Origin of the sequence: Peptoniphilus lacrimalis DSM 7455 (assembly GCF_000378725.1) — a bacterium.
Classification (GTDB): Bacteria; Bacillota; Clostridia; order Tissierellales; family Peptoniphilaceae; genus Peptoniphilus_A; species Peptoniphilus_A lacrimalis.
In genome coordinates this window covers 92833-109973 of record NZ_KB900372.1, presented here as the reverse complement: position 1 = coordinate 109973, position 17141 = coordinate 92833, and the positions used below count along the sequence as shown (strand labels likewise).

Here is a 17141-nt window from a genome sequence, read left to right as displayed (position 1 = left end):
GATATTGTGAGGTGATTTTTGTGTCTAAAATAAATGTAGAAGGATCAGAAATTAGCATTATTGCCATAGATAATAGAGATTATATTTCTTTAACCGAAATGGTTAGAAATGTTGAAAATGGTGTGGCACTAATAGAAAAATGGCTAAGGAATAAAAATACAATTGAATTTTTAGGAATATGGGAAGAAATGTATAATGCGAATTTTAATTCCACCGAATTCGAGGGAATTAAAAATGAAGCAGGTTTTAATCGTTTTATTTTATCGGTTAAACAATGGGTCAATAAGACGAATTCTATCGGAATTGTTGCCAAAGCAGGAAGATATGGTGGAACATATGCACATAAAGACATAGCTTTTGAATTTGCGTCGTGGGTATCACCTTATTTTAAGCTCTATCTTATTAAAGAGTTTGAGCGCTTAAAAGAAGAAGAACAAAAACAATTAGGTTGGGATATCAAGAGGAATTTAGCTAAGATAAATTACAAAATTCATACAGATGCAATTAAGAATAAACTTGTCCCTGAAAAATTATCAAAGGAAAGAATAAACTATATCTATGCAAGTGAAGCAGATATATTAAATGTAGCTTTGTTTGGAATGACAGCAAAAGAATGGCGTGAAAATAATCCGGAGTTAAAAGGAAATATGAGAGACTATGCTGATATATCACAATTAGTGTGTTTATCAAATCTTGAGAACTTAAATGCTGTTTTCATAAATGAGGGAATGGATGCAACTGAAAGGATAGAAAAATTAAATGCAATTGCTATTGAACAAATGAGGATTCTAACAGAAAGTGAACGTATAAAAAAGTTAAAATAAAAGTTTTATTTATAAATTAGGCGATAGAAATATCGTCTAATTTTATGTAACAATTGCTTGACATTGTAGGGAAAGTCGACTCTATTAAAGCTTATGAACGGTATAATACCTGAGTTTTATAATGGGGACATTTCTGGCAGTGTTATGGTCAATGGTATGAATACATTTACCACACCAATTTATAAATTATCTAAGGATGTAGGTTCAGTTTTTCAAAATCCTAAAACACAATTTTATACAACAAACACTACAGATGAGATTGCTTTTGGTTTAGAAAATTACGGAATAGAAAGAGACGTAATTAACAAAAGGGTTAAAGAGGTAGAAAAAGAGCTTCATCTTGAAAACTTGATGAATAAAAATATATTCAATCTTTCTGGAGGAGAAAAGCAGAAAATTGCTATAGCAAGCATTTACGCATTAAACCCTGAGATATTTATTCTTGATGAACCATCTTCAAGCTTAGACATAAAGTCAATGAAAGAACTATCGCTTACAATAAAAAAGCTTAAATCTTTAGGAAAAACTATTATTATTGCAGAACACAGGTTGTGGTATTTAAAAGACATTGTTGATAGAGCAATATACTTAGAGGATGGAAAAATCATCAGAGAATATAGTATGGACGAAATTGAAAATCTAAGTGAAGATGAACGAATGAGAACAGGACTTAGGCATTCTGATTATAAAGCTATTGAAAGATTTGATGATTTTGAAACTTCAAATGAAGGGACTTTATTAGAGTTAAAAAATCTGATATTCAAAAGAAATACCAAAATATTTTTGTCCATCAAGGATCTTAAATTTTGCTATGGGAATATTATTGGGATTGTTGGAGAAAATGGAATTGGGAAGTCTACATTAGCAAAAATCATATGTGGCTTATACAAAGCAAATAAAGGTAAAATTTTAAAAGATGATGAGAATTTAAATATAAAAAGTAGGCTAAATGAGAGCCTGCTTATTATGCAGGAAGTGAACTATCAGTTATTCACGGACACTGTCAAAGATGAAATAGTATTAACATCAAATATTAAAGATGATTATGTTTTAGATACTTGGCTAAAAGATATGGAGTTGAAAAATATCAGTGATAGGAATCCTCACACCTTGTCAGGAGGACAAAAACAGAGAGTAATTATCTTATCCGCTTTACTATCAGACAAGAAAATTCTATTTTTCGATGAACCAACCAGTGGATTGGACTATAGAAATATGAAAATAGTAGCTAAAAACATAAAGAAAGTAAAAGAAGAAGATAAGTTAATTTTAATAATATCCCATGATGTTGAGTTTTTAGAGTCAGTTTGTGATAAAGTGATTGATTTCACTTATTTATGAAAATGCATACATTAGTAAATTAGAAGAGGGACATATGATAAACACGCAAGAAAAACGAGAAGTTATGAATAGTATTTTTTTGAATACTCCATAATATAAACTTTATAATATTTTTTTATTTTTGAGGATTTATGCCCAATAGCATAAGTCCTCTTTTTATGTTCAAATTAATCATTAAAATTCAAAAATACTATAAAAAAATAAAAATTCTGGTTACCAAAGAGGACAAATTTCACTTTATAAGGTGAGGGGTATTTTGTCATCTTTCTATAAAAATCAAAATACTTTGAAGTACCAATATTATTGAGGTTGCTTAGGTGGGTTTAGCATATTTTAAATTTAAACAACTTACTAAGGTAAAAAAATTAACTTACATAGGAGGTAAAAATGCAAGCAATAAAGATTTATAGTATGAGAGTTGCTATGTTATGTAGACTTTATGATCTTAAATTAATTAATGATAAGGAATATACAAAAATAAAAAATAGAATAGAAAATGATTATAAGAAGAGAGATAGAAAGTAGTTAATTTTGTGATATAATAACACTGTAGAAAGATACAAAATGGGAAGGAGGTAAAATGAATACTAAAGTAAAATTAATAAAAGCTTCAAATACAGGAGCTAGAAATAGAAATGCACTACATTTAGATTTAAAACGAGTTGCAGCATATTGTCGAGTTAGCACTGATAGTAAAGACCAACTTGAATCATATAAATCGCAAGTTGATTATTACACAAATCTAATAAAAAATAATAAAAACTGGACTTTGGCTGGTATATATGCAGATGAAGCAACAACAGGAACAACTGCTACTAAAAGAGCAGATTTCATGAGACTAATAAGTGATTGCCAAAATGGAGATATAGACATGATAATTACTAAATCTATATCAAGATTTGCTAGAAATACATTAGATACCTTAAAATATGTAAGACTATTAAAGGAAAACAATGTTGGTGTAGTATTTGAAGAAGAAAATATAGATACTTTGACAATGGATGGAGAGTTACTATTAACAATATTAAGTTCAGTAGCTCAACAAGAAGTAGAAAATACCTCAGCCCATGTAAAAAAAGGACTGAAAATGAAAATGGAAAAGGGGGAGCTTATTGGCTTTCAAGGTTGCCTTGGATACGACTATGACCCTATAACAAAAAGTATCTCTATAAATGAAGAAGAAGCCAAAATTGTCAGATACATCTTTAAAAGATATTTAGAGGGCAATGGTGGCTCAGTCATTGGCAGGGAACTAGAAGAGCAAGGATATCTCACCCCGAGAGGTAAAACAAAATGGTCTGATACTACAGTGTTAGGAATAATTAAAAATGAAAAGTATATTGGAGATATACTAATGGGAAAGACCTTCACAGTTGATCCCATAACAAAAAGAAGACTAGCAAACTTTGGTGAATCTGATAAATACCACATTGAAAATCATCACGAGCCAATTATATCAAGAGAAGATTTTGAAAAGGCACAAGAGATTAGACTCAGGAGAGCACAAAATAGAAACACCATTGCTAATAAGGATAGAAAGAGAGAGAAACTATCAAGGCAATATGCTTTTTCAAGTATGCTAGAATGTGGATTTTGTGGTGAAATACTTTCAAGAAGAACATGGCACACTAGTTCAATTTATAAGAAAATTAACTGGCAATGTGTAAAGTCAACTAAAAAAGGTAAAAAATATTGCCCTCATTCAAAAGGAATACAAGAAGCAGCAATAGAAAAAGCATTTGTTGAAAGCTATAGGCAATTATGTAATGCAGATTCAACAGTAATAGATGACTTTTTAAAAATTGTAGAAGAAGAAATAAATGATAATACCTTAGTCAAAGATTTGAAAAAGATAGAAAACCAATTAAATAGAATTATTAGTCAAGAAAGAAAGTTAGTTGATCTTCATTTAGAAGACAGTATAGACGAAGAAGTTTATGCTAAAAAGTATAAAAAACTTACAAAACAAAAAGAAGAATTACTTGATGAAAAGAAAACACTGGAACTAACGATAAAAGATGAAAACTCTATTAAAGAAAGACTAAAGCAATTTAAAAAGATCTTAGAAAATAGAGAAATTATAGAAGAATTTAACAGAACAGTATTTGAAAGCATAGTTGATAAAGTCGTGGTTGGAAGAATTGACAAAGACGGAACAGTTCATCCTTATGACTTAACATTCTATTTCAAAACAGGAGTTAAAGATAGTCAAGATTCTAATAAATTCAAAGATAAAAGAAAAAATGCCAAAGACAATGACATTAATAAATTGTGCCCCTACAAGAATGACGAGGATAAAAAATTATGTTCCCAAGCAAAAGACAACGCATGTGGAGTGCATAGCGTTGATACAAAGAGTGAAATCGTGAAAATCCTGCATTTTAAGCAGTTTTACAAGCATTATGTCTTTAATGAAGATGGCGATGGAGGACGAAAAAAGTCCTGAAAAATTATATTGATGTTTATGTTTGTATTGATATGGTGTGTGGAGATACAAAGAACGATTTAGGAAGCGGGGAATAAGCAAAGCTGAAAAGCTCTACTATACAGCCCTTATAGGATATATCTGGTATGAAGCTCCATTTAATTTGATGTATAGCAGCAGTATGGGAAGTATACAAGCTGCTATAAAAAAATTGCTTAATTGTGGATATATTAAGTATGAAGAAGCTATTGAAAATGGGCGATATAAAAAAATTATTCAATAACGGATAGTGGAAAACAAAATTTCATTGAGTGGGTATCCGCTCCAATGGAAATACAGAACAGCAAAAATCCTGAATTGGCTAAATTATACTTTATGGGCTTTTCAACAAAAGAAAAACGTGAGTCGGGATTACAAGTGTATATTTTAAAGTTAAAAAACACTATGATATGTTGAATGCACTTTGTAAGGAAGCAGTAAAATTCAAAGTTTTGATGAAAATAAGGATATTCTTCATTATCAGTTTACTGCAACTCGATATGGAAAAGATCTTATGAAATTCAATATCGAGTGGTGGCAAAAACTTCTTGATGAAATGAAAGGAAGCAAGATATGAAATCAATAAAGTTAGTTAATTCACCAATCACATATTTTATCAGTGGAAGAGATTATACTGAATGGATACTTTTTATTCACGCTGCTTTTGTCAATCATAATATGTTCAAATCACAGTTTGAATACTTTCACAACAAATACAATATTTTGGCTGTTGACATTATTGGTCATGGGCAGTCAACGGATACCCAAAAAGGGGATGGCATAGATAAAATGTCAGAATGGATATTCGAAATCTTAAAGGTGGAAAATATTAAAAAAGTACATATTGTCGGTGTTTCATTAGGAGCAGTATTGGCACAGGATTTTGCGAATCATTATCCAAACTTAGTAAGTTCAATGGCTTGCTTTGGAGGATATGATATCAATAATGTTGATATTAAAATGCAAAAGCAAAATGGTGCGAAACAGAAGATTATGATGTTGAAAGCTCTCTTTTCGATTAAGTGGTTTGCAAAAGAGAACAAGAAAATTTCTGCATATACTTTACAGGCACAAGATGAGTTTTTTGATATGAACATACTTTTTCCTAAAAAATCATTTATATTTATGGCAAGGCTCAATAGTATGATAAATAAGTATAAAACTGGAAAACGAAATTACCCTTTGTTGATTGGATGTGGAAGCTTTGATATTCCAATGGAATTAGAGGCAGTAAAACAATGGAAAATAAGTGAGCCAAATTGTAGGGTAGCCATTTTTGAAAATTCAGGACACTGTGTCAATATGGATGTGCCACAAGAGTTTAATGAAACTGTAGAGGATTTTTGGACAAGTGCAGAATAAATAGACTGAAAGGATATTGTTTTTTATGAGAAAAATTGAATGCTGTGAGAAAACAAATCCCAGTTTTTCTAACTGAAAATATAAATTAAATAATACAATAGAATATTATTTTGAAAACAGTTAATGATCTAACGGAACTCTATAATCTACTTTCAGATGAAGATGTCATGGAATTTATAGAACCGCCTTTTTCATGGGAAAAAATAGCGGATTTTCTAAACAGTGTCGCACTGATTGACCCTCCTTTGATTTATGCGGTGGAAGATTTTAGTCAGAAGTTTATCGAATATGTAATATTTCATGAGTATGACAATGACTCCTTCGAATTTGGTTGGATACTAAATAAGATATACTGGGGGAAAGGATATGCTAATGAATTAACAAAAGCCTTTATAAAGCGTAATTCAAATATAGGGAAAACTTGATTATTGAATGTGCCCCGAACCAGGAAAATTCCAAACGAATTGCGATGAAAAATGATTTTGAATTTATTGGAGAAAATGATGGCTGCAGTGTATTCAAAAGAAAGCTGATTAATAAGATTTAAAAAGGTGGAAAAGTGAGAAATTGGAAGTTAGGAGGAGATGAAGCTGCATGAAAGAATATATCGTGAGTTTAGAAAAAGAATTTTCGTTGATAGAAAATGGCTTCAAAGAGGAGGAAAAAAGAGCCTTTGCAGATTATAAATCTAATGATAATGAGTATATAAGAAAATTAGCATTTTTAGCATATAAATCTGATGCCTATCAAGTTAGAATGTATGGTGTATTTCTTTTTGGATACTTATCAGAGCAAGATGATATTTTAGCATTTATGAGAGATGAAGTTTCCAAAGATGATAATTGGAGAGTTCAGGAAGTATTGGCGAAGGCATTTGATGAATTTTGCAAGAAAATAGGATATGAAAAAGCACTTCCAATAATTGATGAATGGTTAAAAAACAATAATCCTAATACAAGGAGAGCAGTTACAGAGGGACTTAGAATATGGACAAGTAGACCATATTTCAAAGATAATCCGAATGAAGCTATCAGACGAATTGCTGCATTAAAAGAAGATACGAGTGAATATGTTAGAAAATCGGTAGGGAATGCTTTAAGAGATATTAGTAAAAAATTTCCAGAGTTAATTAAAGCTGAACTCTGCAACTGGAAGTTAGAAAGCAAAGAAATAAATCAAGTATACAAATTAGCGAGTAAGCTTGTAGGCTGACAACTCCCAGTTTGTCGAGGTAATACCTTTTAACGATAACCTTAAGCTATAGTTAAAAAGTTCATGGATATATTCCCACATACGAGGCTTTTTAAAAAATTAAAATTTTATCCATACTGACCACTCAAGCCATGTTGAGACGGTGGTATTGCTTGAAAGGATATTATTGAAAAGCACATACTAAAAGGGAAAAAAGTAGGTGAATACTAATGAGAAACTCAAAAAAATCAAGAGTAAGAATGATTGTGCTCACTGTACTCGTACTAATCGTAGGTGCTTTGTGGGCTTTTTCAACAATGATATACAATGATAACATCAATCAGCGATTTGAAAGTTACAAGCCGCTAATGTATAAAGTTGAAGACTTTGAAAGGCTTAAATGCACAAATTATAAGTTTCCTTCAGATAAGGGGCAAATGCTCATGGGATACTGGTACAGTGCAGGTAGCAAGCAGCGAGGAATCATTATTCTCGCACATGGTTTTGGCGGCGGTGGTCACAATTCGTATATGGATTGTATCAATTACTTTGCGCAACATGGATACTATGTATTCGCCTACGATGCGACAGGAAATGATGAAAGCGATGGTGAAGGCGTAGGCGGATTTCCACAAGGTGTGATTGATTTGGATTATGCGATATCCTTTATCGAAGATAGTGGAAATTTCCCAAATTTACCGATCGGTTTGTTCGGACATAGCTGGGGCGGTTATTGCGTTTGTAGTGTACTTACGTATCACCCTGAGGTGAAAGCGGTGATCGCATGTTGTGGAACCAACAGTTCTTCGGATATTTTTGAGGTCGGAGGAAAAGAAGAAGCGGGCAATTTTATTGGCGTGATGATGCCTTTTGTAAAACTCCATGAGTGGATTAATTTTGGAAAGTACGCTACGAATACAGCGATGGATGGTTTTAAATCGAGTGATGCGGCAATCTTGGTCGCACACAGTGAGGATGACAAGACGGTTCCTATACAATATGGATACGATTTATACTATGAAAAGTATAAAGACGATCCGAGATTTACATTTCTTTGCTTCAAAAATAAAGGACACAGCGATTTCTTTGTTGATGGCGACAACACTTACAAAGAGGAGTTCAATGATGCATTCAAAAAATGGACCGCAAGCCTGGACTATGATTATAAGGCGGAGAAAAATAAAGAGCGCTTTATGAAAGATAAGGCCAAGTATATTGAGCTTCATCTTGATAGAAAGCGATGGAGCAACAGGCTGGATGTCGATCTGTTTGAACAGTTTGTCGACTTTTATGATGAGTCTATAAGCTCAAATTAAATTGACATTTCGAGATAATGATTTAATGAAGCCTTTTACAAAGAAAATGATAATATTAGTGATCTCCTATATGTCCTTGATATCAAATGCTAGTAGGAATTTAATTAATTAATTAATCTTATTTAATATGTTAGTATTGGTCTTGTTAATACTGGGGCAAATGAGAAAAATGACTAGTACTGATAAGAAATTTATCCATTTAAGAGCTTCAAATTAATAAATGGTTTGATATCAAAGAGAACTATGGATTTATTTCCACATACAAGGCTTTTGAAAATTTGTTAGTTTTATTCATACTGACCTCTCAAGGCATGTTGAGAGTGTGGTGTTGATGTAAATAAAAAATGGGTAATCATTAGAAAGTGGAGTATTTTGGAGTTTTTGGGAGCATATTTGTAGCCAAAATATTGAAAAGATTGGTTTTTTTATATAAAAACATATCTACGGCAAAGTATGTGTCAGCTATTAACCTAAGATTAGATGTAATTTATGGGGAGTGAGTTTTGAAAAAAGGAAAAGACTTACAATCAATCCAATAACTCGACAGTTTTAGGTTCTTGTAGGCAGTGAAATTGAAGCTAGTAGATATTAGATAATTCGGAATTTGAAGGAGAGAATTTTTAATGAATATTACAGTTTATCTTGGAGCAAACGAAGGAAGTGACCCATGTTTACGAAAAGCAGTTGAAGAATTAGGGGCATGGATTGGAAACAGTGGAAATGCACTAGTCTATGGCGGTTCAAAATCTGGTCTGATGGGTGCAATTGCTGATAGTGTTTTGAAAGTAGGAGGAGAAGTAACTGGTGTAGAGCCGGAATTTTTTATAGAAAACGAATTTGAGCATGACGGATTAACTAAGTTAATCGTGACTAAGGATATGGCGGAGCGTAAAAATAAAATGATTGAGTTGGGAGAAGTTTTTATTGCTTTTCCAGGGGGTACGGGAACACTAGAAGAAATTACAGAAGTAATATCAAAGGTGTCATTGAAACAGCTTGATGCACCGTGTATTATCTACAACCTGAACGGGTACTACAATGATTTGAAAGCACTTTTGAATCATATGATTGAAAAAGGATTATCTTCCAATGAGCGACAAGAGGGAATTTATTTTGCTGAAAATCTCAACAATATAAAACAAATTTTGGAATCGGTTTAAATTACCCCCAATAGAACGTTAAATCACAATTTGAAATAAAACTTGGTGGTGATAAATCATCGTTTGTGATGGTATTATGCAACAAAAAACCTTCTTCCTATAAAAGAAATGATGGCATTCGTAATACTTATTACTGCTTTAAGAGTATAATAATTTTAGAATTTATAAGTCTACTCCCACATACAAAGCTTTTGAGAAATATAAATATGATATTTATTTATATAAAAATTTTAATAACCTTCTTTTAAAAAACATGTGATGTTTTATGTAGGATAGTAGTAAATTTTTTATTAAAAAAGACCAAGGGGAAAATCATAGTACTTATAAAAAATCCGTAGAAAAGATAGATGGAGAGCTTGCTACAATTATGACTCTTGATAGACCTATAATGTGTGCTAATGATACAAGTGAACATGGTTATGAAGATAGAGGATTGATTGTTTTCTAACTTGGATACTTTTTATTAAAAGGAGAATATAATATGGAGATATTAAGAATAATATTACCTGTATTTTTAATATGCGTTCTTGCTGTTTATGCGGTTTTTAGTGCTAAGAAAAAAACGGGATAAAAATCTAATGAAGACAAACAAAAAAGTGAAAATAATATTTCTGAAGGTATGGCAATTGGTATGTGTCTAGGAACTGCTGTGGGAATAGCATTAGGTAAAGAAAATTTAGCCGTTGGGATGTCTATGGGGATGTTATTAGGTATGATAATAGGAATGAATAGCAAAAAATAGAAATAAATAATTATAATATTAATCGGTCTATTCTCAATCACTAGGCTTTTGACAAATATGAATTTTTATTCATACTATATCTTTAAGTCAAAGAAAAGCATTTTATTGATTTTAAGATTATTAAACAAAAGTAGCACACAAGTTTAGATTAAACTCATATTATGAAGATAATATTAATAAATTTGTAAACAGAGATATTGATAATATCCTTGGGATAATTAGTAGTAATAATTCATCTGCGAGACTAAGCTTCAACAAAAAAACACATGGATACAGTAGATTAATTTTTTAAAAAATGAAGATAAATTATTTCTTAAAAATACGTACAGAGTACTTCTCACAAGAGCAAGGCAAGGAATGATAATATTTATACCGAAAGGTTTTCGTGAAGATATTACTAGACAGCCTAAGTTTTATGATGGTACATATAATTATTTGAAACAAATAGGATTAGAGGAAATATAAAAATTTATTTATAGATATTTAAAACATGAAAGCTGGAATTTATACAGCTTAAGGTAAAAGATTGCTTTTATTGATGACAATAAAATATACAAGGAGCTAAATAATGAAAAATAGTAAAAATTTTAATCTTTTTTTAATGGATGGGGAAGTTACTGGAAGAATAAAGTGTACTTTATCAAATTGGACAGGTATTGCTTATAAAATTCCAAGAACCTATCTTGATAAATGTAAGGATAGACTAGATTTAAAGCAAAGTGGAGTATATTTTTTATTTGGCAAGAATGATGATGGGGATGACGAAGTATATATAGGTCAAGCTGGTATAAGAAAAAATGGTGAAGGTGTTTTATTTAGAGTAGCAGAACACTTAAAAGATGAAATTTATTTTTCTGATGCAGTTATGTTAACAACACAAAACAACTCATTTGGGCCTACAGAAATTTCTTATTTAGAGAATAAATTCACTAACATGGCTATCGATGTAGATAGATACAAAGTAAGAAACTAAAAAACTACTAAAAAGCATAGCAAACAAAATCTCTAGGGGTTTTGTGAAATTTTCTACTGTGAAATAATTAGTGCATAAAAATTTATTTTACAGTCTTTTATATGAACACTAAAAAAATATGTATATATAATTTTTTGTGTTATAATCAAATAACAAATACAATTAAGAAAGGGGTGTCCGTTTGTATGAGAAATAAAATTATTTCTTTATTTCTATCAATATTAATGCTTATAGGTATCATAGGACCATCTATAGAGGTGGTTTATGCTGAGGGTAATAATTTACCGATTAATAATGAAAATATAAGCACTAAATCGTTTGATGATTTTAATACTAAGGAAAGTAGTGCAAAGTTAGAAGAAGATAATATTATTAAACCTACTGATGAACTAAGTGAGAATAAAGATAAAGTTAATAAGAAAGATATTTTTTTAACTGAAAATCTAGAAAAAATGAGTGGTGCAGAAAAAGCACCTGGAGGAAATAATCTAACAGAAGTTTATTTAGATTCTGCAAAAGGCGATGATAATAATGACGGTTCAGTAGAACATCCGGTTAAAACTTTTGCTAAGGCAATGGAAGTAATCAATGATGGGGGAACTCTCAATGTTCTTAGCTTAGCTGAAAAAAATATAACAGTTAATAAAAAAATAACATTAAAATTTCTTGAAGATGTAACTATGCAAGGTAATGGAACTGGAATTGAATTAGTAGAAGGAAGTCATTTAACTGTTGCTGATGGAACAACATTAACAATGTCAGGCTATAAAACAGCAATTAATGTTAAAAAAGGAGCAGAGATAAACGACGGAAATTATGTTTTAGATAAAAATGAAATAGCTTTTAGTTTGGCTGACGGAGCTAAAATTAATGGTAAATCTAAAGATAAGTTACAAATTTCTGCTAAAGAACAAACTGGTAGAGGATTTTCTTATTCTTCTGATTCTTGGTTTATTGGTTGTACAGTTTATGTTGAAGGTAAGCTTAGATCAAGTGAGCAATATTCAGGACTTTATATGAAAGATGCTTCTCTTACAACTAAAGATGTGTGGTATTATTTTGATCCATGTAAACAAAAGGATGGAACATTAAAAGGAGGATTACATTTAGATAATTCTGAATTTTATGTGTATAAAGCGAAAGGAGTTTCAGGATATAAAAATTCATTTGCACTTCTAGGACCATCAGAAATAAAAAACAACTCGATAGTAACAGCAGATGGCTCAAGAGTTACGGTTTCAGAAAAATTAGTCGTTAAAGATTCAAAATTCATAATAAAAAACAGCACTGACGGTGGACTTAATATTAATTATAAGCCGGGAGAAGTTATTTTTGAAGATTCAACTTTTGAAACTACAAATATGCAATGGACACCATCTTATGGAACAGGCAGAACAAGTGGACCTTGTCATTTAACTTTTAAGGGAAATTCTGTTGTAAATACAGATGCAATAGATAAAAATGCTGATTGTGGTGGAGCAAATCGCGGAACTGGAAGTACCTATGTAGTAACAGGTGGATCATATTTAATAGCCTATGATTCTACTTACAACTATAATATTACAACTCCAACAAATGGTAAAGAAAATGGAGATGAATATTTATCTTATTTTACTCTTAAAGACAGTAATATAAATGAATTAAAACCAATAAATAAAAATGGTCAAGAATATATTTATCCAGTAGTTAATCCATCAAAGGATAATAAAAAACACGTTTTTGTACCAGGAGCTAAAGTAACTTTTAAATTAAATAATGCTGATGCAAGTTTTTCTGATAATACTAATGCAGACAAAGAATTTAAAACAATAAGAGGCTATAAACTTGATGATGTAGTAGGAAATGTTAAACCTGAAAATCCAACAGATAAAAATGGTGTTAAATTTTTAGGCTGGTTCTACAAGACAGCTAATGGTGAAGAAAAAGCATATAATTGGGACGAAAAACTAACTACTGACACAGAAGTTTATGCAAAATGGCAAAGAAAAACAGTTATTTACCATAATGGAGCCGGAAAAGACTATATTTCTTCTGCAGGTGAAGATGCACAAAATATAGAAGTTTTATCTTTTGAAGATATAGTAAAAGAAAAAGCCGACTTCAATGTAGAAGGTAAAAAATTTGCAGGCTGGACAACAGCTCCTGACGGAAGCGGAAAAGTTTATAATGCAAAAGAAAAAATAAACTTTACTGAAGGCCAAAGTCAAATAGATTTATACGCAAAATACACTGATAATGAATATAAAGTTTCTTTTTCAGCAAATGGGGGAACTTTTAGCGAAGGGTCAATCTTTAAAACTAAAACAGATGTCTTTACAATTGAAAAAGATGCAAATGGTGGCGAAGTTGCAGTATTAAATAAAAAGGCTAAATATAATGATAAGTTATTTGATTTATTAAACGGACTTGACCATAACGAATTAAAACCGGATAAAGATGCAACAAAAACAGGTTTTGTGATTTCAAATCTGGATTATTTTTCAGATAGAGCAGAAGCTGGCGGAAAAGCAATAAGATTTGATGATTATAAATTCTTTAGCTTTATTATGAAGGGTGAAAACCCACAAATAACTGCTGATACAACTTACTATTTGTCTTGGAAAGATGATCCGAATATTCCTAATGAAAATAAAATTTCTTCACAAGAAACAATTGACTCTGATATTTGGTCAGACAGCAAAGAAACAAGTAAAGATATAAAAATCATTTCTGAAAATGAAGAATTTGCTTTGACAGGTGGAGTGAATGTATCTTCTATTAAAAATAAAATGAATTTAATTGAAGGAATATTTAATAAAGAAGAAAAAGACTTTGATAAAATTTCTTTAACAGGAACAAAATCAACATTTACTGCCACTTTAACTTTGCCTAAAGAAGTAGAAGCTCCTAAAAATTTACAAGTAGAAGCTAAGGGACTTGGCAATTGTTTTGAAATTAGTGAAACAAAAGTAAAAGGACAAAAAATAACTGTAACATTTAAGCTTAAAGACGGAATGACTGATTATAAAAAATTAAAAGATGCAGTTTTTTCAACAGGTGATAAAGATAATACCCTTTCAGTAACAGTTAATGGACTAAAATTAAAAGATTTTGATAAAATAAAAGACGGTGAAAAATTCACGATTAAAGGAGAAGTTAAAGGGAATTTTTCTGCAGTAGCTAAAGATGGCAATACAATTAAAAAATTCGACTTTAAGTGGATTGGAAACCAATCAATAGAGGGAAAAGATTCAGAAGCAAAAGATGGTTCTTCTATCCAATATACAATAATGGTTTCAAAACCCGTTCAATTAACTCTTGGTGGAGATTTACTTGTTAAAAAGGCTAATGAAGACTATGACACAGAACATGATAGCATTTATCCAGTAGATAAAGAGGACCTTTTAACATTTGATGGAAGACTTGATGTTTCTTCAATTAAAAATCAAATACAATCTTTAAAAGATGACTTTGATAAAAACAATAATAATTCTTCAAATGAAATAACAACAAAAGATATAAAAAGTGAATTTATAGCAAAGCTTACAATTCCTGAAGGTTTAGAAATACCAAAAGACTTAAAAGCTACTTTAACAGAAAATAATCTTTTTAAAGTCGAAAGTACAGAGGTTAATGGAAATAAAATCATTGTTAAAATGACACTTAAAAAAGACTATACTAAATTTACTGACTTATATACAGATGTAACAAGTGTAAATGACAAATTAGACTTAGAAATTTCAAATATTAAAGTAAAAGACACAGCCCAAGGTAATTTAACAGTAAAAGGAGAAGTATCAGGGACATTTATAGGTGTTGCAACAAAAGATTTAAAAACAAAAGTATTTAATTATCAATGGACTGGAAAACAAACAGCAGACGGAAAAGACTTCACTCAGAGTGAAGATGATAATGACTCAATTAATCTTACAGTTAATCTTACAGTTAATCTTCCACAAGAACTTACTTTAGGTGGAGATATTTTAATCGGTGATGATACTGAACATAATGCCTTACATGAAGTTAAGGCTGGCGATGTTCTTGAATACACTGGCAGACTTGATGTAAGTAGTATTAAAAAGCAAATAAAACTTTTAAAAGATAATTATGCAGGAGATTCTGACAATATAACAACAAAAGATATAAAAAGTGAATTTATAGCAGAGCTTACAATTCCAGAAGGATTAGAAATACCTGCTGATTTAAAAGCAACATTAACAGAAAATAAACTTTTTGAAGTTAAAGCTGGAGATCTTAAGCGTGATGGAAATAAAATCATTGTAAAAATGACTTTAAAAAACGGCAATTACACTAAATTTACTGATTTATATAAGGATGTAACAAGTGTTTCAGATACCTTAGATTTAAAAGTTCCTGGAATTAAAGTGAATGATAATGTATCCGATGGAAGTAAGTTAACAGTTGTAGGTAATGTCTATGGTAATTTTAAAGGAAAGGCAACTTCACAATCTGGTAAAAAAGAAGTTTATAATTTTAAATGGAAAGCAGAACAAACTGAAGATGGTAAGGATTTTATTATCAAAGATCAAAAGGATAATAAAACAATCCAATATACAATACTTGTAAAAAATCAAGTTAAACCTTTACCAAATCCGGAACCAAAGCCGGAACCAAAGCCAGAACCAAAGCCAGAACCAAAACCTGAGCATAAATATTATTATTATGAAAAAATAGGAGAACCAATCCTAAATATTGATGACCATTACGCTTATATGAAGGGTTATCCCGATAAAACTTTTGGACCTGATCAACCAATGACTAGGGCAGAAGTAACTATGATGTTTGCGAGATTGTTAAAGGAAAGACCAGAAAAGGGCAGAAAATATATTATGCCTTATAAAGATATTAAAGAAAATGACTGGTATGCTTATGCAGTGACATTTATGAGTGAAAAGAAATTAGTTTCTGGTTATCCAGATGGAACATTTAAACCAAATGCTCCAATAACAAGAGCAGAGTTTGCTTCAATAGCATCAAGGTTTGATAGCTTAGCTGATAAAGCTGACCTTAAGTTTAGTGATGTAAGTAAGAATCATTGGGCATATAAGGTAATATGTTCAGCAGAAGCAAAAGGATGGATAAGCGGATATCCAGACGGTACTTTTAAACCTGAAAAAAATATAACAAGAGCAGAAGTCGTAAGTTCAACAAACAGGATTTTGAATAGATATGCGGATTTAGATTTTGCGAAGGCTCATGTACAAGAACTTGCACCTATGATTGATATGAATGATAGTCATTGGGCATATGGTCCAATAGTTGAAGCCATGAATGGTCATGACTATAAAAGACTTTCTGACGGCAAGAGTGAAAGATGGATTAGGTTAAATGGAAAGAGATTTACTTTTCCAATACCACCTTATGGTGAAGAAAAATAATTTAATATGATCTAACAACACTTATTGAGGTATATCTTAAAATTTTAGCGGTTAAAAGTGTTGTTAAGGAAGAAGTTATAATATATGGTCTAAGGGATAAAACTTGGACCATATATTTTTTTATGATGAAAGCAAAAAAAGGTAGGTGTAAAAAGTATTTTCAACTCTTTTAGGTGTACCAGGTCATTTACCCTATCTATATAACTGTTCACATTCTTTTTTGAATTCATAGATATATTTCATAAAAATACCCTCCTTATTGGTCCTTCCACTAAAGATGATAGATATCATTTGCTACAGGTTTTTTATTGAAACATTTTAACGGGTTTTAATTATAGGTATTTAAACCGATGCTTTATGCGTTAAAAAATTAAGAATTAAATTGTATCC

13 protein-coding genes and 1 pseudogene are annotated in these 17141 nt (G+C 30.8%); all 14 read left to right on the top strand.

The genetic code is table 11. The features are described 5' to 3' along the window. The first annotated feature begins 20 nt into the window (after positions 1 to 20). The 14 genes and pseudogenes from F594_RS0106230 to F594_RS0106170 all read left to right on the top strand — a co-directional run bounded on the left by F594_RS0106230 (position 21) and on the right by F594_RS0106170 (position 16751). Positions 21 to 824: a KilA-N domain-containing protein gene (locus tag F594_RS0106230; protein ID WP_019034946.1), complete on the top strand. Its 804-nt coding sequence runs from the start codon at positions 21 to 23 to the stop codon at positions 822 to 824. Positions 825 to 905: 81 nt separating this feature from the next. Beyond that, positions 906 to 1268: pseudogene (locus F594_RS09955) on the top strand (ABC transporter ATP-binding protein); the annotation flags it as partial. A gap of 33 nt (positions 1269 to 1301) precedes the next feature. Then, complete coding sequence (locus tag F594_RS09950; RefSeq protein WP_322785902.1) at positions 1302 to 2165, top strand: ATP-binding cassette domain-containing protein; 864 nt, start codon at positions 1302 to 1304, stop codon at positions 2163 to 2165. 387 nt (positions 2166 to 2552) lie between these two features. Then, positions 2553 to 2690 (top strand): hypothetical protein, encoded by a 138-nt coding sequence (locus tag F594_RS09730; protein ID WP_004838640.1) that lies wholly within the window; start codon positions 2553 to 2555, stop codon positions 2688 to 2690. A 55-nt stretch (positions 2691 to 2745) separates the two neighbouring features. Continuing rightward, entirely contained in the window at positions 2746 to 4611 is a 1866-nt protein-coding gene (locus tag F594_RS0106215) for a recombinase family protein (protein ID WP_019034944.1), read from the top strand. Positions 4612 to 5202: 591 nt separating this feature from the next. Next, on the top strand, positions 5203 to 5991 hold the full coding sequence (locus F594_RS0106210; RefSeq protein WP_019034943.1) for an alpha/beta fold hydrolase: 789 nt from the start codon (positions 5203 to 5205) through the stop codon (positions 5989 to 5991). 110 nt (positions 5992 to 6101) lie between these two features. After that, positions 6102 to 6416 (top strand): GNAT family N-acetyltransferase, encoded by a 315-nt coding sequence (locus F594_RS09240; protein ID WP_211208582.1) that lies wholly within the window; start codon positions 6102 to 6104, stop codon positions 6414 to 6416. 169 nt (positions 6417 to 6585) lie between these two features. Next, positions 6586 to 7203: a DNA alkylation repair protein gene (locus F594_RS0106200; RefSeq protein ID WP_019034941.1), complete on the top strand. Its 618-nt coding sequence runs from the start codon at positions 6586 to 6588 to the stop codon at positions 7201 to 7203. A 209-nt stretch (positions 7204 to 7412) separates the two neighbouring features. Then, on the top strand, positions 7413 to 8498 hold the full coding sequence (locus tag F594_RS0106195; RefSeq protein WP_019034940.1) for an alpha/beta hydrolase family protein: 1086 nt from the start codon (positions 7413 to 7415) through the stop codon (positions 8496 to 8498). A gap of 623 nt (positions 8499 to 9121) precedes the next feature. After that, positions 9122 to 9658, top strand: coding sequence for an LOG family protein (locus F594_RS0106190; protein WP_009344917.1), 537 nt, complete (start codon positions 9122 to 9124; stop codon positions 9656 to 9658). Between the two features lie 619 nt (positions 9659 to 10277). Beyond that, entirely contained in the window at positions 10278 to 10400 is a 123-nt protein-coding gene (locus F594_RS09945) for a hypothetical protein (RefSeq protein WP_019034938.1), read from the top strand. A 279-nt stretch (positions 10401 to 10679) separates the two neighbouring features. Next, positions 10680 to 10865, top strand: a complete 186-nt coding sequence (locus F594_RS09940; RefSeq protein ID WP_232202567.1) for a DNA/RNA helicase domain-containing protein — start codon at positions 10680 to 10682, stop codon at positions 10863 to 10865. 103 nt (positions 10866 to 10968) lie between these two features. After that, on the top strand, positions 10969 to 11373 hold the full coding sequence (locus tag F594_RS09230) for a GIY-YIG nuclease family protein (protein ID WP_009344912.1): 405 nt from the start codon (positions 10969 to 10971) through the stop codon (positions 11371 to 11373). A 185-nt stretch (positions 11374 to 11558) separates the two neighbouring features. Next, positions 11559 to 16751, top strand: a complete 5193-nt coding sequence (locus F594_RS0106170) for an S-layer homology domain-containing protein (RefSeq protein ID WP_019034937.1) — start codon at positions 11559 to 11561, stop codon at positions 16749 to 16751. Positions 16752 to 17141 lie beyond the last annotated feature (390 nt).

Coding starts and splice junctions, on each gene's coding strand:
- F594_RS0106200 (WP_019034941.1), top strand. CDS start 6,586: ATGAAAGAATATATCGTGAGTTTAGAAAAAGAATTTTCGTTGATAGAA.
- F594_RS09230 (WP_009344912.1), top strand. CDS start 10,969: ATGAAAAATAGTAAAAATTTTAATCTTTTTTTAATGGATGGGGAAGTT.
- F594_RS09945 (WP_019034938.1), top strand. CDS start 10,278: ATGGCAATTGGTATGTGTCTAGGAACTGCTGTGGGAATAGCATTAGGT.
- F594_RS0106190 (WP_009344917.1), top strand. CDS start 9,122: ATGAATATTACAGTTTATCTTGGAGCAAACGAAGGAAGTGACCCATGT.
- F594_RS0106195 (WP_019034940.1), top strand. CDS start 7,413: ATGAGAAACTCAAAAAAATCAAGAGTAAGAATGATTGTGCTCACTGTA.
- F594_RS09730 (WP_004838640.1), top strand. CDS start 2,553: ATGCAAGCAATAAAGATTTATAGTATGAGAGTTGCTATGTTATGTAGA.
- F594_RS0106170 (WP_019034937.1), top strand. CDS start 11,559: ATGAGAAATAAAATTATTTCTTTATTTCTATCAATATTAATGCTTATA.
- F594_RS0106210 (WP_019034943.1), top strand. CDS start 5,203: ATGAAATCAATAAAGTTAGTTAATTCACCAATCACATATTTTATCAGT.
- F594_RS0106215 (WP_019034944.1), top strand. CDS start 2,746: ATGAATACTAAAGTAAAATTAATAAAAGCTTCAAATACAGGAGCTAGA.
- F594_RS09950 (WP_322785902.1), top strand. CDS start 1,302: ATGAAAGAACTATCGCTTACAATAAAAAAGCTTAAATCTTTAGGAAAA.